Origin of the sequence: Vibrio gazogenes (assembly GCF_023920225.1) — a bacterium.
Classification (GTDB): domain Bacteria; phylum Pseudomonadota; class Gammaproteobacteria; order Enterobacterales; family Vibrionaceae; genus Vibrio; species Vibrio gazogenes.
This window is the reverse complement of the sequence record NZ_CP092587.1, coordinates 2,189,900-2,209,714: the sequence shown is the minus strand read 5'-3', so window position 1 is coordinate 2,209,714 and position 19,815 is coordinate 2,189,900. Positions and strand designations below refer to the sequence as shown.

Annotated in this window: 16 protein-coding genes and 1 pseudogene; 12 read left to right on the top strand and 5 right to left on the bottom strand. The window is 45.1% G+C overall.

The genetic code is table 11. From position 1 onward, the window contains the following. Positions 1-44: 44 nt before the first annotated feature. Positions 45-950 (bottom strand): bifunctional hydroxymethylpyrimidine kinase/phosphomethylpyrimidine kinase, encoded by a 906-nt coding sequence (gene thiD, locus MKS89_RS09780; RefSeq protein WP_083571262.1) that lies wholly within the window; start codon positions 948-950, stop codon positions 45-47. Positions 951-1,224: 274 nt separating this feature from the next. Between thiD and MKS89_RS09775 the strand changes: the two genes are divergently transcribed. From MKS89_RS09775 to MKS89_RS09760, 4 genes are all read left to right on the top strand, one after another. Then, positions 1,225-2,277: a FecCD family ABC transporter permease gene (locus MKS89_RS09775; protein WP_072958772.1), complete on the top strand. Its 1,053-nt coding sequence runs from the start codon at positions 1,225-1,227 to the stop codon at positions 2,275-2,277. A gap of 2 nt (positions 2,278-2,279) precedes the next feature. Next, positions 2,280-3,068 (top strand): ABC transporter ATP-binding protein, encoded by a 789-nt coding sequence (locus MKS89_RS09770; RefSeq protein WP_072958770.1) that lies wholly within the window; start codon positions 2,280-2,282, stop codon positions 3,066-3,068. Positions 3,069-3,217: 149 nt separating this feature from the next. Next, complete coding sequence (locus MKS89_RS09765) at positions 3,218-3,892, top strand: response regulator transcription factor (RefSeq protein WP_072958767.1); 675 nt, start codon at positions 3,218-3,220, stop codon at positions 3,890-3,892. 1 nt (position 3,893) lies between these two features. Next, entirely contained in the window at positions 3,894-5,174 is a 1,281-nt protein-coding gene (locus MKS89_RS09760; RefSeq protein WP_072958764.1) for a sensor histidine kinase, read from the top strand. 58 nt (positions 5,175-5,232) lie between these two features. Here the strand turns inward: MKS89_RS09760 and MKS89_RS09755 are convergent, their stop codons facing one another. Further along, positions 5,233-6,672, bottom strand: coding sequence for a sucrose-specific PTS transporter subunit IIBC (locus tag MKS89_RS09755; RefSeq protein WP_072958762.1), 1,440 nt, complete (start codon positions 6,670-6,672; stop codon positions 5,233-5,235). 272 nt (positions 6,673-6,944) lie between these two features. Between MKS89_RS09755 and MKS89_RS09750 the strand changes: the two genes are divergently transcribed. Continuing rightward, positions 6,945-7,931 carry a LacI family DNA-binding transcriptional regulator gene (locus MKS89_RS09750; protein WP_072958759.1) on the top strand — a complete coding sequence of 329 codons (987 nt, stop codon included), beginning with the start codon at positions 6,945-6,947 and terminating at the stop codon, positions 7,929-7,931. Between the two features lie 127 nt (positions 7,932-8,058). Further along, on the top strand, positions 8,059-9,687 hold the full coding sequence (locus MKS89_RS09745; protein WP_072958756.1) for a glycoside hydrolase family 32 protein: 1,629 nt from the start codon (positions 8,059-8,061) through the stop codon (positions 9,685-9,687). A gap of 61 nt (positions 9,688-9,748) precedes the next feature. Here the strand turns inward: MKS89_RS09745 and cscK are convergent, their stop codons facing one another. Then, positions 9,749-10,672 (bottom strand): fructokinase, encoded by a 924-nt coding sequence (gene cscK / locus MKS89_RS09740; protein ID WP_072958753.1) that lies wholly within the window; start codon positions 10,670-10,672, stop codon positions 9,749-9,751. A gap of 522 nt (positions 10,673-11,194) precedes the next feature. Between cscK and MKS89_RS09735 the strand changes: the two genes are divergently transcribed. After that, entirely contained in the window at positions 11,195-12,142 is a 948-nt protein-coding gene (locus MKS89_RS09735; protein ID WP_072958750.1) for a glutathione S-transferase family protein, read from the top strand. A 108-nt stretch (positions 12,143-12,250) separates the two neighbouring features. On the opposite strand, the gene pta is transcribed toward MKS89_RS09735, so the two are convergent. Further along, positions 12,251-14,395 carry a phosphate acetyltransferase gene (gene pta / locus MKS89_RS09730; RefSeq protein ID WP_072958747.1) on the bottom strand — a complete coding sequence of 715 codons (2,145 nt, stop codon included), beginning with the start codon at positions 14,393-14,395 and terminating at the stop codon, positions 12,251-12,253. A 133-nt stretch (positions 14,396-14,528) separates the two neighbouring features. Further along, positions 14,529-15,725 (bottom strand): acetate kinase, encoded by a 1,197-nt coding sequence (locus MKS89_RS09725; protein WP_072958744.1) that lies wholly within the window; start codon positions 15,723-15,725, stop codon positions 14,529-14,531. 338 nt (positions 15,726-16,063) lie between these two features. On the opposite strand from MKS89_RS09725, the gene yfbV reads away from it, so the two are divergent. The 5 genes and pseudogenes from yfbV to MKS89_RS09700 all read left to right on the top strand — a co-directional run. Then, positions 16,064-16,516, top strand: a complete 453-nt coding sequence (gene yfbV, locus MKS89_RS09720) for a terminus macrodomain insulation protein YfbV (RefSeq protein ID WP_072958873.1) — start codon at positions 16,064-16,066, stop codon at positions 16,514-16,516. Positions 16,517-16,783: 267 nt separating this feature from the next. After that, positions 16,784-17,749, top strand: coding sequence for an ABC transporter substrate-binding protein (locus MKS89_RS09715; protein ID WP_072958741.1), 966 nt, complete (start codon positions 16,784-16,786; stop codon positions 17,747-17,749). Positions 17,750-17,809: 60 nt separating this feature from the next. Next, complete coding sequence (locus MKS89_RS09710) at positions 17,810-18,706, top strand: ABC transporter permease (protein ID WP_072958738.1); 897 nt, start codon at positions 17,810-17,812, stop codon at positions 18,704-18,706. After that, positions 18,703-19,497: an ABC transporter ATP-binding protein gene (locus MKS89_RS09705; RefSeq protein WP_072958736.1), complete on the top strand. Its 795-nt coding sequence runs from the start codon at positions 18,703-18,705 to the stop codon at positions 19,495-19,497. Before MKS89_RS09710 ends, MKS89_RS09705 begins: the two co-directional genes overlap by 4 nt. 192 nt (positions 19,498-19,689) lie before the next feature. Beyond that, positions 19,690-19,777 (top strand): annotated as a pseudogene (locus tag MKS89_RS09700) (IS200/IS605 family transposase); the annotation flags it as partial. Positions 19,778-19,815: the final 38 nt, after the last annotated feature.

Below are 19,815 nucleotides of genomic sequence, written 5' to 3'. Positions count from 1 at the left end.
AGTTTGATGGGCGGATTGCTGAACGATGATTGACCGATGGTTTGTCACTCAACCGTCTGCTGATAGAAATGGTGTAACGGTCCTTTCCCCCGGCCTACATCCAATTGACTAGCATGACGAATGGCACCGGAAATATAGGTTTTAGCTGCTTCGACGGCTGAAGAGAGTGAATCGCCACGAGCTAAATAAGAAGCAATGGCTGAAGAGAGCGTACATCCTGTGCCATGCGTATTTGATTCATCAATCCGAGGGGCGCTGAACACCGTTGCCGTTGATGCTGTGATCAGCCAGTCTTGGCTGTAATGAGGGTCATCGGCATGACCACCTTTGAGTAAAATGGCCGGTAAACCGAGTCGTTGCAAATCCGCGATCATCTCGGGACATAGCCTGGCGATCCCATCCCCTGAATCACCGGTCGGATAACCCAGTAACACAGCCGCTTCCGGCAAATTTGGTGTGACCAAATCTGCCATTGGCAGCAGTATGTCTTGTAATGGCTGTAAGGCATCTTGACTTAGTAACATCCGACCACTGGTTGATAACAGCACCGGGTCAATCACCAGATGGCGGGGACGGACTGCCTGAAGTTTATTGGCAACTGCTGCGACAATCTCTGCATTAGCAAGCATCCCGATTTTGACGGCCACAATATTTAAATCTGAAAACACCGCATCAAGCTGTTGAATTACATGACTGACGGGAAGTGGTAATACATCAAATACACCTTGCGTGTTTTGGGCTGTGGAGGCGGTTATCACTGAGCAGGCGTAACAACCCGTTGCGGAGATGGTCTTGATATCGGCCTGAATCCCTGCGCCACCGCTACTATCACTACCTGCAATGGTCAGCACAACCGGAATCGATGATGAAGGAGACGGCGTCATAGTTGTGTGTCCTTTTAGATTGTGCTGTGAGGGCGATGCTCGTTTTGCCACTTGAGCGTAAGTCATTCTAAACATCGAATCGATGCGATATCAACTGACTTAAACTGACAGATACAATATTTTTTTGAAAATAAGAATGACTCTCATATTTGTTTAGATATAATGCAGCCTCTTTATGATTTTTTAGATTAAGCTGAGTATCATCAGTGATTCGTGATTCTGCCGGTCAGGTCAATGGGGAACGTATGACAATGATATGGAGGAGACTTTGCTGTTCGTATTACTCATTCATGATAGAAGTTATGGTCTGCTCGGGCCATATTGTCACCGGAGTTAAAACATGCAAGCCGATTTAATGCTTGAAGCAGTTGCGAAACAAAGAGCCAACGAAAAAAGGCGTTGGACGGTCATTGGCACCATTTTGGCAGTACTTGTTGTTTCGTTTATTCTCGATGTCGCCACAGGGCCGTCGATGCTTGACGTTTCACGGGTTGGTAACGCCTTGTTGCAGTGGTTAGGTTTCCCTGTCTCAGTGGATCCGACAACACAAGTTATCGTGACCAACCTCAGATTACCTATTGCTCTCATGGCCGTGATTGTCGGTGGCTCGCTTGGCATTGGTGGTGCAGAAATGCAAACCCTGCTGAATAATTCAATGGCAAGTCCTTATACATTGGGAATGGCCGCTGCCGCAGGGTTTGGTGCAGCGTTGATGCTGTATATGGACTCTCTGGGACTCGAATCATACGTTGCCGTACCGCTGGGTGCTTTTTTCTGCTGTATGCTCTCCGCCTGCTTTCTGTTTGCGTTGGCAACGATGCGTCATATTACCTCCGGACAGTTGATTCTGGCCGGGATTGCCCTACTGTTCCTGTTTCAATCGCTGTTATCACTGGTTCAGTTTGTTTCTTCTCCGGAATTGAGCCAGCAAATCCTATTTTGGCTATTTGGTAGTCTGTCGAAAGCGACTTGGACAAATCTGATCATTACTGCGGTTGTGACAATCGTCTGTTTATTCATGCTATTGAAAGATTCTTGGAAACTGACCGCGCTACGACTCGGAGAAGAGCGGGCTAAAAGTCTCGGTGTCCATGTTGCGAGTTTACGTTTGAAAACGCTGTTTATTGTCGCGGTGATGACCGCTACAGCAACCAGCTTTGTTGGCATTATCGGTTTTGTCGGGATTGTCGCACCGAATATTGCACGAATGCTGGTTGGGGAAGACCAACGGTTTTTCCTGCCATTATCTTTTCTGATCGGTGCTTTTTTACTGTCCAGTGCGTCTGTTCTTTCTAAAGTCATTGTCCCCGGAGCACTGTTTCCGATTGGGATTGTTACCGCAATTATCGGGGTTCCGTTTTTCTTCTGGCTCATTATTGGTAAAAGGCGTTAGTAATGCTTCATGTGACTGACTTAAATTTAAATATTGATGGGTTAACCTTGGCTGAACAGATGAGTTTTAGCCTCCAGCCCGGTAAAGTGAGTGTCATTATCGGCCCGAATGGGACGGGGAAGAGCACATTACTGAAAACACTGTTTGGCGATATTCGTCCCCAATCCGGTGAGATCGTTTTTGGCGACCAAATTCTTCAGCACAGTAAAATTTCAGCCTGGCGTCAGCAGTTTGGTTATATGCCCCAGGATATTCGCCTTGATGTCAGTCTGACGGTGGTTGAAGTTGTGTTACTGGGGCAATTGGATGCATTGAGTCTGCGAGTCGATGATGAAATGTTGGAAGACGCGCTGACCGCATTAAAGCAGATTGGTTTATTACATTTGGCGAATCGGGATGTCCGGACATTGAGTGGTGGACAGTGTCAGATGATTTTATTTGCACAGGCATTGATGCGTCGCCCTGAAATTCTAGTGCTGGATGAACCTGTAAGTGCTCTGGATCTTCATTTTCAACATGTCTTATTGGACCATCTGGTTGAACGAACGGAAAGTCAGCGCTGGGTGACTCTGATGGTGCTGCATGATTTGAATCTGGCCGCACAGTATGCCGATCATTTATTAGTGCTGAAACAAGGCAAAGTTGTTGCACAAGGATGTCCGCAAGCAGTATTAACGCCAGAGCTGATTCGAGATGTGTATGGTGTGAATGCTGAAGTGACTCATGATCAGCAGGGCATTCCTTTTGTCCGTACATTACGTTCAGGCCGTATCAATCGCGTAGCGGCATAATGTTCAGCTTCTTGATGAAGTTAACCGACTCTTAACCAAAATTTTATTACATTGAGTGTGGATATTGACACACATCGCCTGAAGATGCCTACCATGATGATGTGGCTGTCAGGTAAAAATTGCGGGCAAGAGGGTGATCAGAATTTCAGATGCTGAAAGTATTACTTGTCGAAGATGATTTAGATTTGGCAACAGCCATCATCGATTACATGGCGCTTGAAGATATTGAAGCGGATTATGCAGCTGATGGGCAGATTGGCTATAATCTCATCACCAGCCATACATATGATGTGATAGTGCTGGATTTAAACCTACCTAAAATAGAGGGGCTGATTGTTTGTGAACGGGTGCGTTCTCAAGGCATTCAAGTTCCTATTCTGATGTTAACCGCGAAGGATACACTTGACGATAAACTACGAGGGTTTTCGAAGGGTGCAGATGACTATCTGGTGAAACCGTTTGAGATGGAGGAGTTGATTGCGCGGGTGAACGTCCTATCGAAAAGAAAGAGCGGTCAGGTTTCCAAACTGGTTGTCGAAGATCTGGAGTTAGATTTGGCGGTTAAAGAAGCTCGCCGGTCTGGTGAGTTATTGAAGCTTTCTCCGATAGCGACCAAAATTCTGGAAATTCTGATGCGTGAGTCACCCTCGACCGTTTCCCGGGAAAGACTCATCCAAACGGTTTGGGGCAGTGAACAACCCGATAGCAACAGTTTGAAAGTTCATATCTTCAATCTTCGCAAACAGGTGAATAAAGCGGGTTTCAAACCGCTGATCCACACTGTTCCCAGTTTTGGTTTTGCTATCAAATCGGCGGAAGATTGATATGCGAATTCGTCGTAGTCTAAAAATCTATTTTTTATTCGCTGTGATTTCAGTCGGTGCGTTGGTGGTGCTTGTTTTTTCTACCTTAGCTGCAAGTTTCTTTAGTCAAGGTTCTGAATTGACCATTCGTTACGGAATGACCCAAATGGCACGGGAAATTGCAAGTTCAGGAATGCATCCGAATCAACTGCAAGGGTTTGCTGTTTATCAACATTGGGAAGACACCCCTGAATTGGTGAGAGAACACATCCCGAAATTGCAGCTTCATCAGACTTTTGGCAAATATGTGGAACGGGATAACTGGTTTGATATTCCGACCGCAGCTGCTTATGTATTACGTTACGATAGTGCGACACAAGGAACATTCTATATCTCTTGGGTGTTTACCGATATTCTCTCTCATCTTCAGAAAAATAATGCAGATACAAATTATTATTTGCGCATTATGATTTACGCCATTATTGCAATTACCCTCTTTGCACTGATTATGGTGGTTCTATTACGCAGGATCGCCATCCCGGTTGAGCGTCTTATCGACTGGGCGAGGGAACTCTCTTCCGGCAACCTCCATCGTGCTGCACCTGATTTTTACTATAACGAGTTAAATAATCTGGCTGAAATTATTCATTCAAGTTTGCAATCAGCACAAACGGCCTTGAATCGAGAAAAACAGTTTTTGTCGCATGCCAGCCATGAATTGAGGACACCTATCTCAGTGGTCCGCAGTAATAGTCAGTTGATGAAGCGTCTCCTGCAAAAAGAGGGGACGGAAGAGAAACAACAGGAAGTATTGGATCGGATTCTCCGGGCGGGTATGACCATGACGGAGCTATGTGAAACGCTGCTTTGGCTGAATCGGGGCAAATTTGACAATCTATCAACGGAACGTGTGGATCTGGAAAAATTAGTTCATCAGATTCGTTGTGAGCTAGATTATCTGGTACGTGATAAAGAGATTGATATTATCATCGAAACAGAGCCTGCCAGTTATCAATTGCCTTTGGGTATGGTTAGAATTGTGTTAGGGAATTTGATCAGAAATGCTTTTCAGCACACTTATCATGGTCAGGTCGAAATTATTCAGTTAGGACAGACCGTCAAAATTAGAAACTATAGTGGTATTGGCGAAACGGATGAAAGTCTTGGATTTGGTCTGGGATTGCATTTAACCAGCTGTATTATCGAACATTATCAATGGCCTTATCATGTTGAAGAGCTGGCAACCGGAAGAGATGTGTATATCAGTTTCACCGCTGTTGAGATAAATAAGAAGACATCTTAGTCATGAAGCGGTTTAAAAAAAAGCCCATCATTGATGGGCTTGGGGGAGAGGTGAGAGTTTAAGCCGCAGCTTTCGTTTGCTGTTTTGCTTTGTTTCTCACACCCAGGGCATAAGTTAACCCGAAGGCAATGATAAACGAAATTGCCATACCAATTATATAATAGCTGAGTTTTGCCGGATTGATGGAAATAATTCCCGGTAAACCAGCAGCTCCCAGTGCATGTGCTTTTACATGGAAAAAGGTAATGAAAGCGCTGGAGACCGCCGAACCGGTGATAGCTGCAATGAAAGGATAGCGCATTTTTAAGTTAACCCCGAACATTGCAGGTTCTGTGATACCGAGTAGTGCTGTAATCCCTGATGGAATTGCAATTCCTTTCAGTTTTTGGTCTCGGGTCATCATACCGACAGCAAGAGATGCCGCCCCTTGAGCAACATTGGACATTGCTGCGATTGGGAAGATAAATGTACCGCCTGTGACTGCGACATCAGCCAAAAGTTGCGTTTCAATCGCAATGAAACTGTGATGCATACCGGTAATCACGAAAGGCGCATAGATCAAGCCAAAAATTGCTCCACCGATGAAACCTGCTGATTCGTATAACCAGTTTAGACCGTCACCTAATAAGAAACCTAAATCTCGGGTGAACGGGCCAACAACTGTGAAAGTGAGGAAGCCAGTCACGAATAGTGCCAGTAGTGGTGTGAGCAGATTATCCAGAACGGAAGGGATAACTTTCCGCAGGCTATTTTCAATCTTTGCCAGAATGAATGCACAAACAAGAACCGGGAGTACCGAGCCTTGATAGCCGACCTTCTGAATCTCGAAGCCTAAAATATTCCATGTCGGAATTGTACCGTGAACGGACGCACTACCAAATCCCCAACCATTGAGTAAATCCGGGTGAACCATCAACATCCCGAGTGCAGCACCGAGGAATGGGTTACCTCCGAATTTCTTGGTTGCGGAGAATGCCAGTAAAATAGGTAAATAAACAAATGGCGCATTGGCAAAGGTATTGATCATGCTGGCAAGGTCAGCCAGTCCCGGATTGGCGTCAATCAATGACTGGCCATCAATGAACAGGCCTTTCGCGGTCAGGACATTAAATATCCCCATCAATAAACCGCCGGCAACAATCGCAGGAATAATAGGGACGAAAATGTCAGACAAACCTTTTACGGCACGTTGGACAATATTCTGTTTTTGGGCACCAGCTTGTGCAACATCATTGGTTGACATATCAGCCATTCCGGTTGCTTTTGACATGGCTGCATATACTTGATTGACAATCCCGGAACCAAAAATGATTTGGTATTGCCCTGCGACTTTAAATTGACCTTTGACGCCTTCGATTTCACTAATTGCATCTTCATCAATCACAGACTCGTCTTTGAGTGCTAGTCTTAAACGAGTTGCGCAATGTGCTAATGCTTGGATGTTTTGTTTGCCACCCAGATGCTCTAGTAGCTGTTTCGCGATGACTGGATAGTCCATAACTTACTCCGATTTTGTTATTGGATTACATTCTTGTGTACAAATAATTTTATGTTTTGGGAACGTTTGCAATTTGAATTTTTGTCAATAATTAACAAATGGTCAAAACCATGTGGAGTATTATGTGAGTCAGATCGCTAATAGAACGACGAATTATGATGAAAACAAGGGTAAAATCACGTTGTCACGACTGAAGGTGACATTTTATCTCCAATTTTTTTGTAGACACCTGGGTGTGATTGCAATTGATTCCAAAGGTATGAGGAAGTGGAATGGCGAGTTTACATGATGTCGCAAGGTTAGCTGGTGTTTCAAAATCAACAGTTTCGCGTGTGATTAATAATGAATATGGCGTGAAAGAAGCGACTAAAATCAAAGTATTAGAAGCTGTTTCTCAGTGTGGTTATGTCGTAAATCAGGTTGCGAAGGATTTAAAATCCCAGAAAACGAATTTGATCGGCGTCATTGTACCTCGGGTCTCATCTCACGCAACTGCACAGGGTGTCGATGGCTTGACGGCCATTTTTGAACCTGCGGGAAAACATGTTCTGCTGGCCAATACCCATCAGAATCATAGTAAAGAGCTTGAGTATATCCAGATTTTTAACCAAAAGCGGGTGGAAGGTATTGTATTTTTTGCGACACATTTGGATATGCCATTGATTAAGGCTATCCAACAGTCATCCGTCCCTGTGGTACTCATCGGTCAGGATGGTTCTTTATATGACATTCCCAGTATTATCCATGATGATTTTCGCGTCGGCTACGAAGCCGGGCAACGTTTACTCGCGCAAGGATGCCAACAGATTGGGTTTATTGGTGTACAAACGGATGACTTGGCCGTCGATGAGCTTCGATCTCAGGGGCTGGAGAAGTCTTTGCAAATGCATCATCAACAAGTCATCTTTCATGCCCACGGTGACTTCTCGATTGAGTCTGGTTATCTGCTGGCACGTGAGTTTCTACAGACATATCCGGCAACCGATGGACTATTTTGTGCAACAGACCGAATTGCTGTCGGGGCGATAAAGGCGATGCGGGAGATGGGGGTTTCAGCAGGAGAGCAGGTCAAAGTGTTGGGGGTTGGTAATGATGAGCTGGCGTATATCAGTAGTCCATCACTTTCAACGTTTAACTACGCCTTCGACAAAGCCGGAGAAAATGCAGCAAGAATGCTGCTTGACCGAATCGAGGGGCGAGGCAAAGAAATGAGCAAAGTGGTGCTGACCTTCGAGAATATTAGTCGTGAAACCTGTTGATTCATGTAGAGTTGTGCTGATGTTCACATAATATGAATTTGGTATGACCAATTCATCATGTTCTCTTGCATTTTTTGAACAGATCTATAATTTGAGAACGTTCCCAGAAATATAGGATTATCGATACATGTGCTTAGAAGACCTCATCGAGCTGGCTGGCGGCGTCAGTAATATCTACCGGGTACTATTGCCAGAACATCATGTTTCTCTCGCTGTCCGAAATCCGGATGTTATTCAGGATTTGCCTGCTGGTGTTGTACTTGAAGAAGTATTGGGAGAATGGCATCTCACCGATTTATCTGATGAAACAGTGAATGAAGAAGCTTTATTCCGTCTTGGAAGAGCCATTGAAGCGCAGCAAAGAACACAACTGATCGATTTGGCACAACCTGTGGCTTGTCATTATCGTCCGTCTTGGCATATCGCTCCCCCTCGTGGGTTATTGAATGATCCGAATGGATTTATCTTCCATGACGGGCAGTACCATTTATTCTACCAGTGGTCTCCAGTTGGCTGTGCCCATACGGATAAATATTGGGTTCATACTCTGAGTGATGATTTACTGAATTGGCACTGGGGTGATGTTGCACTGACACCGTCAGATTGGTTTGATAGTCATGGCGTTTATTCTGGTCATGCCGTCAGTCTGGATAAGGAATTGATGGTCTTTTACACGGGGAATGTCCGGCTGGGTGAAGAGCGCTTTCGTCAGACCATGCAGTGTGCCGCGATTTCACGAGCGGGAGAGCCGCTACATAAAATTGGTCCTGTGATTCGTGAATTACCACCGGGCGTAACTGAGCACACGCGAGATCCGAAGATAATTTACCGAAATGGCAAATGGATGATGTTTCTCGGAACACAAACGACAGCGATGCAAGGTCGTTTAGCTGTCTACCATTCTACAGATCTCCGTCACTGGCAATTCGATAATCTATATGGTCATGAGCTTGGTGATTTCGGTTATATGTGGGAATGCCCGGATATTTTCAATTTGAATGGTCAGGATTGCTTCGTTTTTGCACCGCAAGGCATTCAGTCTGAAAGTGAATTGAATACCGTCCCGCATCAGAATCGTATTGCTCAGGTGTCATTCAACGCGCAGGATGAAATCTCAATTTCTAAGCTGCAAGTGTTGGATTACGGCTTTGATTTTTATGCACCGCAGAGTATGGAAACGCCAGATGGACGACGAGTGATGTGCGGCTGGATGGGATTACCGGATGAACTGAAGCACCCAACTTGTCGTTCTGGTTGGATTCACCAGCTAACAGCGTTGCGTGAGCTTGAATTCGTCGGTGGTAAGATTGTTCAGCATCCTTTACGGGAGTTGGCAGCGCTACGAGGCGAATTACATGATATTTGCTTAGAAAATGATGCTGTCGATCTGAACACCAAAACGTTTGAGCTGCTTGCAGAACTTGAGTGGGGAAGTCGGCTTCGCTTATTTGAAGACGAGCAATACTATATTGAGATTTATCTTGATCCGATTAAACATCGTTTATTGCTTGATCGCACCCATACTCAAATTGAAGAGGGGGATACTGTCCGTGAAGTTGAATTATCTTCCGGCAGTGTTGCGTTACAGATTCTAGCTGATAACTCGTCACTGGAAATTTTTATCAATCATGGAGAAGCCGTGATGACGACTCGGGTCTTTACACCTGAGTCTGCCACACGACTGTCCGTAAAAGATGCCACAGCGAATTTACAGGTTTACGAACTTCAGGCGCCAGTCACGCCTTATCGTTCATAGCATCTTTCTTTTGACGGGTGAAGTAACCGCTTCACCCGTTTTTATCTGAAGTACAAGTACATTAACGCTTAATTAGTTCAAGTAGTTTATGACGATGTGGCAAAGCAGTCATAGCGCCTTTGTGTGTGGTTGCCAGACCGCCGCAGCAATTACCCCATGTGACGGCATCAATGATCGTTGCTCGGTTTTTCCACTGTTCGAACTCAGATAAACGGCAGAGCATCCCCCCAACAAATGCATCTCCGGCACCAGTGGTATCGACAACATTTACTGGACGACTGGGGACTTTGATCTGCTCTCCCTGACTGACAATGAGTGTCCCTTCTGCGCCTAATGTGATCACAATCAATGGGATAGAAAATTCAGCCAATGCTTGCAGACCCGCTTCAATGGTTGCTGTTTCTGTCAGTAAAGTGAGTTCTTCTGCGGAAAATTTGACTACGTCAGCTTGATGTACGACTTGCATAACGGTCGGAATCATTTCTTCAGGGTTTGACCAGACTTCTTCTCTCAAATTGGGATCAAAACTGAATGAGCCACCGGCTTGTTTGATCTGTTGAATGGCAGCGAGTGTCGAACTTCGACTCGGTTCATTTGCCAGCGCAATGGAACACACATGCAACCATTCATTTTGTTGAAACTGCGGGATATCATCGGTAGTTAAAAATTGATCAGCGCTTGGCTTTACCATAAATGTGAAACTACGTTCACCGTGATCATCCAAATCGACGACGACAGTGGAAGTTCGCTGTACTTTATCAAGTAATAAATAATCGGTGTTGACCGATTCTTCCGTCAAGACCTGTTGCATAAATTTACCCATCGGGTCAAAACCGACGCGGCCAAAGAATGCACTTTTCCCACCTAAACGAGCGATAGCAACAGCGACATTTGCTGGTGCCCCTCCCGGGCATCTTAAATAATGAGATTCACCGTCAGGGATTAAATCAACGACAGCATCTCCGGTTAACCATATCGTATTCACTGTGATGTCTCCTGTATACTTTACGATTATTATTTTACCTGAATCAATCAAACATATCACGTGTTATTATGAAGATAGTTAAATTATATTATTGATATTTATCAGCATGTTATGTTCAGTTTGTGGTGGTATTGAGAGACATTATCCTCTTGCTTTTAGCGCTTATGGATAGCTGCGTGATAAGGTCTTGTTTGATAGCGGGATTGATTTATTTTTCAACCGTTAAATTATTATCCCATTAATTTTTTAATGTGAATTTTTCATTATTTTATCTCATTTTAAAAATGATATTTTTATATTTTTAATCCTGTTTTTGTGGTTATTTAATGCGGTTTTAAAATAGTGTGAATAATATGGTTTATTGTCGGTGGTTTATTTTTATGCTTTTTATTGAAATACTGTTTATTTAGATGTCGTTGGTCGCTCATTCGAATTATTTGAATATGAAAGCCAGAGATGATGAGTGTTGAATCGGGTTGTATTTTCTTATAATCCGCCTATACAGAGATAAGGGGGGGATTTATGGGAAAGCTTATTGAAGGTACATGGCATGATGTTTGGTACGACACAAAGAGCCAACAAGGGCGTTTTGTTCGTGAGGATGCAGGGTTTCGCAGTTGGATCAGGCATGATCCTGATGCGCTGTTTCAGCCAGAATCCGGACGTTACCACCTGTATGTTTCTCTTGCTTGTCCGTGGGCGCATCGCACCCTGATTTTCCGTCAGCTTAAAGCGTTAAATGATCATATTGATGTTACGATCGTTTGTCCGGATATGATGTCTGAAGGGTGGACATTCGGAATTCCTGAGCCGCTTTTCGGTCATACCCGCTTACATCAGATCTATACGCGAGCAAAACCGGATTATACCGGTCGGGTGACCGTTCCAGTCCTTTGGGATAAAAAGACTAATACAATTGTGAGTAATGAGTCATCTGAGATCATCCGGATGTTTAACCGTGAGTTTAACCACCTGACAGGAAATTCGCTGGATTTTTATCCGAAAGCATTACAAGCAGCGATTGATCAGTGGAATGACCGCATCTATCCGAATGTGAATAATGGTGTTTACCGCTGTGGGTTTGCAACCACTCAGGATGCTTATGAAGAAGCGTATGAATCGTTATTTGAGGAACTGGATAAGATCGATGCTCACCTTGCCGGTAGCCGTTATCTGGTTGGTAATCAGTTGACCGAAGCGGATTGGCGGTTATTTACGACATTAATTCGTTTTGATGCAGTTTATGTCGGACATTTCAAATGTAATAAACGGCGTATTGCAGATTACGAACATTTGTCCGGTTATCTGAAAGAGTTGTATCAAATGCCGGGGATTCAAGACACGACAGATTTTTATCATATCAAGCGGCATTATTATTTTAGCCATACAGGGATTAATCCGACACAGGTGGTTCCCGCCGGACCAGAGTTGGATTTACTTTCTCCGCATGGCAGAGCGCATCTTACTTAATGACGAGCAGATATCAGCGCTGATATCTGATGAGTCTGAATATTGTATATAAATATAAAAAGCCCTCGCTTCAAAATTGAAGTGAGGGCTTTTTTTACGAACCAGAGATTATTTCTGTTCTTGGCTCGCCTGAATCGCTGTCAGAGCGATGGTGTAGACAATATCGTCTACCAGAGCACCACGAGACAGATCGTTAACCGGTTTACGCATACCTTGCAGCATTGGACCGATAGAGACCAAATCAGCAGAGCGCTGTACCGCTTTGTAGGTTGTATTACCGGTATTCAGATCAGGGAAGACAAATACCGTCGCTTTACCTGCAACCGGTGAGTCTGGTGCTTTCGACGCGGCAACATTTTCCATGATTGCTGCATCGTATTGAAGCGGGCCATCAATGATTAAATCAGGACGTTTTTCTTGTGCGATGCGTGTTGCTTCACGAACTTTATCAACATCCGCACCCTGACCAGAAGTTCCTGTCGAGTAAGAAATCATTGCAACACGCGGCTCAATACCAAACGCAGTCGCTGAATCAGCAGATTGAATTGCAATTTCAGCCAGTTGTTCTGAATTAGGATCCGGGTTGATAGCACAGTCCCCATAAACCAGAACCTGATCCGGAAGCAACATGAAGAAGATTGAAGACACGAGCGAAGCATTCGGTGCGGTCTTAATCAGCTGTAATGGTGGGCGAATTGTATTTGCCGTTGTATGTACAGCACCGGAAACCAAGCCGTCAACTTCACCTTTTTCCAGCATCATCGTTCCCAGAACAACCGTATCTTGTAACTGCTCTCTGGCGACAACTTCGGTCATACCTTTGTTCTTACGCAGTTCAACTAAACGTTCGACGTACTGTTCACGGGCATCACTCGGGTTGATGATAGTGATACCTGTACCCAACTCAACACCTTGTTGAATGGCGACGCGTTTGATCTCTTCTGGATGACCCAGCAGGACACACTCTGCAATGCCGCGCTCAGCACAAATCGATGCTGCTTTGACGGTGCGAGGTTCATCACCTTCAGGCAAAACAATACGTTTGTTCGCACGACGTGCAAATTCAGTTAGCTGATAACGGAAAGCCGGCGGACTGAGGCGACGGACACCTTGCGTACCTTCAGTCAGGGAATCGATCCACGGCCCGTCGATATGACTGGCAACATGCTCATTGACGAATTCGATCCGTTCTTTGTCATCTGCTGGCACTTCGAGGCTGAAACTCTGTAAGTTCAGTGATGTTTGCCAGGTGTTACCCTGCGCTTTGAAGATCGGTAGCCCCGATTCAAATGCCGGACGACATAGGTTCATGATTGTCTCAGGCATATCGTAACCACCGGTCAGGAGAACTGCACCGATATCAACCCCATTCATTGCTGCCAATGCTGCGGCGACCATGACGTCAGGGCGATCCGCTGAAGTAACTAATAGCGAACCCGGTTTGAAATGCTCAATCATGTTTGGTAGCGAGCGGGCACAGAAAGTAATACTTCTGATCCGGCGCGTGTTGATTTCACCTTTGTTGATGATTTCTGCATTGAGGTGCTTCGCCATATCAATCGCACGCGTTGCAATCAGATCGATACGCCATGGCACGCAACCCAGAACCCGAATCGGACTGGAATTGAAGATTTGCATGACTTCAAGATTGGTCTGTTTGGCTTGATCACTATCGTCAAAAATTTCTGACAAATCTGGTCGGGTACGACCGTCTTCATCAACGGGAGCGTTGAGCTTGTTGATGATAACACCAGAAATATTGTTATTCTTCGTGCCACCGAAGTTTGAACAAGCAACTTCAATCCGTTCTTTCAATTGTGTTGGATTGTCCGTTCCCGGTGTGGCGACAAAGACAATTTCAGCACCGAGGGTTTTGGCAACTTCAGCGTTGACTTGATTGGCAAACGGATGTTTCCGTGTTGGAACAAGACCTTCAATCAGCGTGACTTCGGAATCCTTGTTCACTTGATTATATCTTTCCACGATGGTCTCAAGGAGAACATCCATCTGTTCGCTACCAATCAGTGTCTCAACCTTTGACATCTGCATGGGATCAGCGATTTTGATATCGCTGCTTGAACTTAAAATGGCTGACGTCAGATCCGGTTGGTCTCCGCCGTGACGAGGTTGGGCAATTGGCTTGAAAAAAGAGACCTTAACACCTTTGCGCTCCATCGCGCGGATTACCCCGAGACTGACACTGGTTAAACCAACACCGGCACTGATAGGGATCAGCATAATAGTACGAGACATGAGTAGAGTACCTTTAGCTATTGATTGCAATACAAGTGAAAATTTGATTGCAGAAAGGAAAAAAGCTTAACGTATAGACGTTGTTAAGCCCCAGAACAAAACTGGCTAACTCATCGAGTTAGCCAGTGTGACATTACAGACCTGCGAGTCTTGCAGTGTCTTCAGCGATGACCAACTCTTCATTGGTGGAGATGACCATCGCTGGAATTCGACTCTCTTCAGTAGTGATAGTACCTTCACCACCGAAGCGGGCTTTCAGGTTCGCTTCTTGGTTCAATTGAATACCAAAAATGCTTAAACGATTTAACACCATTTCACGAATAGGTGCTGAGTTTTCACCGATACCGCCGGTAAATACGATGGCGTCCAGACGACCATCCATACTTGCGGTGTAACCGGCAACGTATCTTGCCAGACGATGACAGAATACATCCATTGCGCGGGTTGCATCTTCTTTTACACCGTAGTTTTCTTCAACGTAACGACAGTCAGAAGTGACTTCAGTCAGACCTAGCAATCCGGATTCTCTCGTCAGCATGGTGTTGATTTCTTGAACGGAGTAGCCGAGCGCATCATGCAAATAAAAAACAATGGCTGGATCAATATCACCACAACGAGTTCCCATCACGAGACCTTCCAGCGGGGTAAGTCCCATCGACGTGTCGACGGATTGACCGTTTTTGATCGCACACACTGAAGCACCATTGCCTAAGTGGCAGTTGATGATGTTCAGTTGGTTGCTTGGTTTACCCAGAAGCTTCGCAACTTCACGCGTGATAAACAAGTGAGATGTGCCGTGCATCCCATAGCGGCGGATACCGTGTTCTTTATAGAGCTTATATGGCAGTGCATATAAAAATGATTCTTCCGGCATGGTCTGATGGAACGCCGTATCAAACACGACGACATTTTTCAGACTTGGAAATGATTTTTGTGCTGCTTTAATACCGATAACATGAGCATGGTTATGCAGAGGTGCAAAGGCGGCTGCTTCTTCGATACCTTTCAGGACGGAATCATCAACCAAAACGGATTGAGTGAAGTGTTCTCCGCCATGTACAATTCGGTGACCGACTGCTGCCAGATTGTCTGCCAGTTCTGGTTTAGATGCGAGAATGGTTTCAACGATAAAAGCTAAAGCTTCTTCATGGGCAGCGCCATTTCCTAGTTGTGCTTCATGCTTGCCATCCAATTTCCATTTGATTCGAGCTTCTGGGAGGTGGAGACATTCAGCAAGACCGGTGAGGTGCTCATTGCCATTTTCGGCATCAACGATCGCGAACTTTAGAGAAGAACTACCGCAGTTTAAAACTAAAACTAGCTTTGACATGAATAACTACCTGTATAATCGGTTTAGATAAAATCGGCTCCAAGAATAATATGACAAAGTGGGTCATAAACTAATCTTGGTCAAACAAACATCAACTTACGTCTACCTATCGTGATTGACTTAAAGGTTACACGTTTTATTATCGCCTAACTAAGTTTCAAAGTTGCTTAAATTACAAATCAAGGCAACAATGAGAGTAAGGCGCGCAAAGGATAGCGATGTTCGATCATTATAACAAAAAAAATTGAACAAATATTAATTTTGGACAAGATTTTACGGGATTAGTTGAAGATTTCAATTATTCTTATAGTTTGTCTGCCAGTGAGTGAGAAATGCCAATGAGCCATAACGCAGGATTGATTCATAATCTGAAAGATGGGCAAAAGTACATGGATATCTGGCCAATGCGTAAAGAGTTAGCCCCGATATTCCCCGAGCAGCGGATCATCAAAGCAACTCGTTTTGCGGTGAAGGTCATGCCAGCAGTGGCAGCGATTAGTGTACTGACCCAAATGGTTTTTCATAATATCGGAGCCGTGCCGCAAGCGATTGTCGTTGCTCTGTTTGCGATTAGCCTTCCCTTGCAAGGGATATGGTGGTTGGGTAATCGAGCGAACACCCGATTGCCACCTTCTTTGGCAGAGTGGTATCGCGAGCTGTATCAAAAGATTGTCGAGACGGGTTTTGCGTTAGAACCGATGAAGGCAAGACCCAGATACAAAGAGTTAGCACAGGTATTAAATAAAGCATTTCGCCAATTGGATAAATCAGCTCTCGATCGCTGGTTTTAATTTCGCTCATCGACACCTCTTCTATTTCATAGCCTTTTGTCAAAGGCTATGAAATCTATTTTATATTTGCCCCCTGCCTGATCGTGATTTATGTATATATCTATCACTATATTATTCTTCTGAGTAAGCGAAGGTATAAATCACGCTTCCCTTTACTGTAACTTGCTGGTAATAATGTTGTTCATTGCAGTTTGTAACGCAGTAATAACAAGTCAAATACATTAAACACAACATTAAAACTCAATGCCTTAGATTTAAGGAGTCACGATGAAAGCAGGAAAACTTGCAGTAACCGCTGTTCTGGCCGGAGCAGCGCTCATTTCCTCAACCAATATTATGGCGAAAACGGCAAAAGTCGCCGTGTCACAAATCGTTGAACACCCAGCTTTGGATGCAACCCGTCAGGGGCTTCTGGATGGATTAAAAGCGAAAGGATATATTGAAGGAAAAAATCTGGATTTTGAATACAAAACCGCACAAGGAAACCCAGCGATAGCGGTGCAGATCGCCAGACAGTTCGTCGGAGAACGTCCGGATGTTCTGGTCGGTATCGCAACGCCAACCGCTCAAGCTTTAGTTTCCGCAACCCGTTCTATTCCCATTGTTTTTACTGCGGTGACTGATCCTATTGGGGCAAAGCTGGTTAAAACCATGCAGCATCCGGGGAAAAACGTGACGGGGCTATCCGATTTATCTCCGGTCAAACAACATGTCGAGTTGATTAAAGAATTGATGCCGGACGTCAAAACTATCGGTGTTGTTTACAATCCCGGAGAAGCGAACGCTGTTAGTTTGATCGAACTTCTCAAGCAGAGTGTCAAAGAAAATGGCCTGAAACTCGTCGAAGCAACCGCATTGAAAAGTGCCGATGTACAGTCTGCGACGCAAAGTATTGTTGAGAAGTCTGACATCATTTATGCCTTAATCGATAATACGGTTGCCAGCGCTATCGAAGGGATGATAGTGACGGCCAATCAGGCGAAAACGCCCGTTTTTGGGGCGGCGACTTCCTATGTTGATCGTGGGGCGATCGCGAGTCTTGGTTTTGATTACTATCAGATTGGTATGCAGACTGCGAATTATGTCGCCGAGATTCTGAATGGCAAAGCTCCGGGATCGATTGATGTCACTGTCGCAAAAGGTTCTGACTTAGTTGTGAATAAAACCGTTGCGGATAAGCTGGGCTTCAAGATTCCTCAATCTGTTCTGGATCGTGCAACCAGCATCAAATAGTCACAACAATAAACGGGCTGTGGACCAGCCCGAAATCAATAAGCAGAAAGGGAGTATGGGATGTCTGCTTTTGCCTTTTTTGGAGCTCTGGAGATAGGGCTAATTTATGGATTGGTGGCACTTGGCGTTTATTTGACGTTTCGAGTGCTTGATTTTCCGGATTTAAGTGTGGATGGCAGTTTCCCGATGGGGGCAGCGGTTGCTGCAACAGCGATTGTCGCGGGGATCAATCCGTGGGTCGCAACCGGATTAGCCATCATTGCCGGTGCGATGACCGGCTGGGTAACTGCTTTTCTAACGGTTCGATTCGGTATCTTAAACTTACTGGCTTCGATCCTCACGATGATTGCCGCATTTTCAATCAATATTCGGATTATGGGACGTCCGAATTTGGCATTAATCGGTGAAGATACGATTTTGACTCCATTTGAAGCGATGGGGGATCCGATGTACATCCGTCCACTGGTCGTTGGAGTGTTGGTGTTACTATCCGCTTTATTCATTGTCCGCCTGCTGAATAGCGATTTTGGTTTAGGTTTGCGAGCCACGGGTGTGAACGCGCGGATGGTTGCAGCTCAGGGTGGCAGTACCGCGTTTTATACTTATTTTGGCTTGGCGCTATCGAATGGTTTTGTCGGTTTTGCTGGTGCGTTGTTCGCGCAGACTAACAGTTTTGCGGATGTGACTTCCGGTGTCGGCACCATTGTTGTCGGGCTGGCGGCGGTGATTCTGGGACAAACGTTAATTCCCGGAAGACGTATCTGGGTTGCCGTGGTCGCGGTGATTCTTGGCTCAGTGCTTTATCGCCTTGCTGTCGCATTTGCGCTGAGTTCAGGCATGTTTGGTTTGCAGGCTTCTGATCTGAATCTTGTGACGGCCGTGTTGGTTGCGATTGCGCTTATCATGCCGCGTATGAAGAAGAAAATGAAATCGAACCGGGCCGGAGGTGCTGCATGATTCGGCTAGAAAATATACAAGTCACTTTTAATCCGGGCACAATTCTGGAAAACCGTGCTTTGAAAGAGGTGTCTTTGACAGTACCTGAACATCAGTTTTTGACGGTTATTGGTTCAAATGGTGCCGGTAAATCAACGCTACTGGGCGCAGTGACGGGCGAAACGCCCATGGTCGGTGGCAAAGTGTTGATTGATGATACTGATGTAACGCGGCGAAGTGTTGATCAGCGCGCGAATTTCTGTGCGCGTGTGTTTCAGGATCCACTTGCGGGAACTTGTGGCTCGTTAACCATTGAAGAGAATATGGCACTGGCTTACAAGCGGGGGAGCCACCGTAGTTGGAAATATGCGCTTTCTTCCAAACGGCGCCAGCTGTTTCAAGAGCGTATCAGTATTTTGGGACTGGGTCTGGAAGATCGGCTTGGTGACAGTATCGGTCTGCTTTCCGGAGGTCAGCGGCAAGCCGTGAGTTTGGTGATGGCGACTCTCGCAGAGAGTAAGTTACTCCTACTGGATGAACACACGGCTGCACTGGATCCCCGTATGGCTGCATTTATTATCGATCTGACGAATAAAATTGTGAAAGAATTTAATCTGACGGTGATGATGGTGACACATTCGATGAAAGATGCTCTGGCCTGCGGTGATCGGACGGTTATGCTCCATCAAGGTGAGATCGTGCTCGATGTTTCGGGAGAGCAACGGCAACATATGGATGTGCCGGACTTGCTGGATATGTTTTCCAAAGTCAGAGGTGAAACATTAGCTGATGATAGCTTACTTTTGAGTTGAGTCTGTTGCTGCTCATATTCTAAAGTGGAAAGTCTAAACCAGAAAGACGCGCAATATAGCGCGTCTTTTTCATTGTCAGTTCTAAACCACCGCCTTGGGCGGTGGTGATTGTCCCTTGGGGCTATTGCCCGAAGGAGTGCCCATGTTAGAAGTAAATCTCTTATTCACCACAAGTAAGAGGAAACTAAAAACATGGGCAACTACAGAAGTTCATCACATGTGTACTGGGGTTGTAAATACCACATAGTATGGACACAGATTTAAGATCTTGAAAGGTAACTCACATTTCATATCCACCAATATCATATAACAAAAATC

Bases quoted from the DNA above. Each gene is read 5' to 3' on its own strand.
- thiD (WP_083571262.1), bottom strand. From the start codon at position 950: ATGACTTACGCTCAAGTGGCAAAACGAGCATCGCCCTCACAGCACAAT.
- MKS89_RS09775 (WP_072958772.1), top strand. From the start codon at position 1,225: ATGCAAGCCGATTTAATGCTTGAAGCAGTTGCGAAACAAAGAGCCAAC.
- MKS89_RS09770 (WP_072958770.1), top strand. From the start codon at position 2,280: ATGCTTCATGTGACTGACTTAAATTTAAATATTGATGGGTTAACCTTG.
- MKS89_RS09765 (WP_072958767.1), top strand. From the start codon at position 3,218: ATGCTGAAAGTATTACTTGTCGAAGATGATTTAGATTTGGCAACAGCC.
- MKS89_RS09760 (WP_072958764.1), top strand. From the start codon at position 3,894: ATGCGAATTCGTCGTAGTCTAAAAATCTATTTTTTATTCGCTGTGATT.
- MKS89_RS09755 (WP_072958762.1), bottom strand. From the start codon at position 6,672: ATGGACTATCCAGTCATCGCGAAACAGCTACTAGAGCATCTGGGTGGC.
- MKS89_RS09750 (WP_072958759.1), top strand. From the start codon at position 6,945: ATGGCGAGTTTACATGATGTCGCAAGGTTAGCTGGTGTTTCAAAATCA.
- MKS89_RS09745 (WP_072958756.1), top strand. From the start codon at position 8,059: ATGTGCTTAGAAGACCTCATCGAGCTGGCTGGCGGCGTCAGTAATATC.
- MKS89_RS09735 (WP_072958750.1), top strand. From the start codon at position 11,195: ATGGGAAAGCTTATTGAAGGTACATGGCATGATGTTTGGTACGACACA.
- pta (WP_072958747.1), bottom strand. From the start codon at position 14,395: ATGTCTCGTACTATTATGCTGATCCCTATCAGTGCCGGTGTTGGTTTA.
- MKS89_RS09725 (WP_072958744.1), bottom strand. From the start codon at position 15,725: ATGTCAAAGCTAGTTTTAGTTTTAAACTGCGGTAGTTCTTCTCTAAAG.
- yfbV (WP_072958873.1), top strand. From the start codon at position 16,064: ATGAGCCATAACGCAGGATTGATTCATAATCTGAAAGATGGGCAAAAG.
- MKS89_RS09715 (WP_072958741.1), top strand. From the start codon at position 16,784: ATGAAAGCAGGAAAACTTGCAGTAACCGCTGTTCTGGCCGGAGCAGCG.
- MKS89_RS09710 (WP_072958738.1), top strand. From the start codon at position 17,810: ATGTCTGCTTTTGCCTTTTTTGGAGCTCTGGAGATAGGGCTAATTTAT.
- MKS89_RS09705 (WP_072958736.1), top strand. From the start codon at position 18,703: ATGATTCGGCTAGAAAATATACAAGTCACTTTTAATCCGGGCACAATT.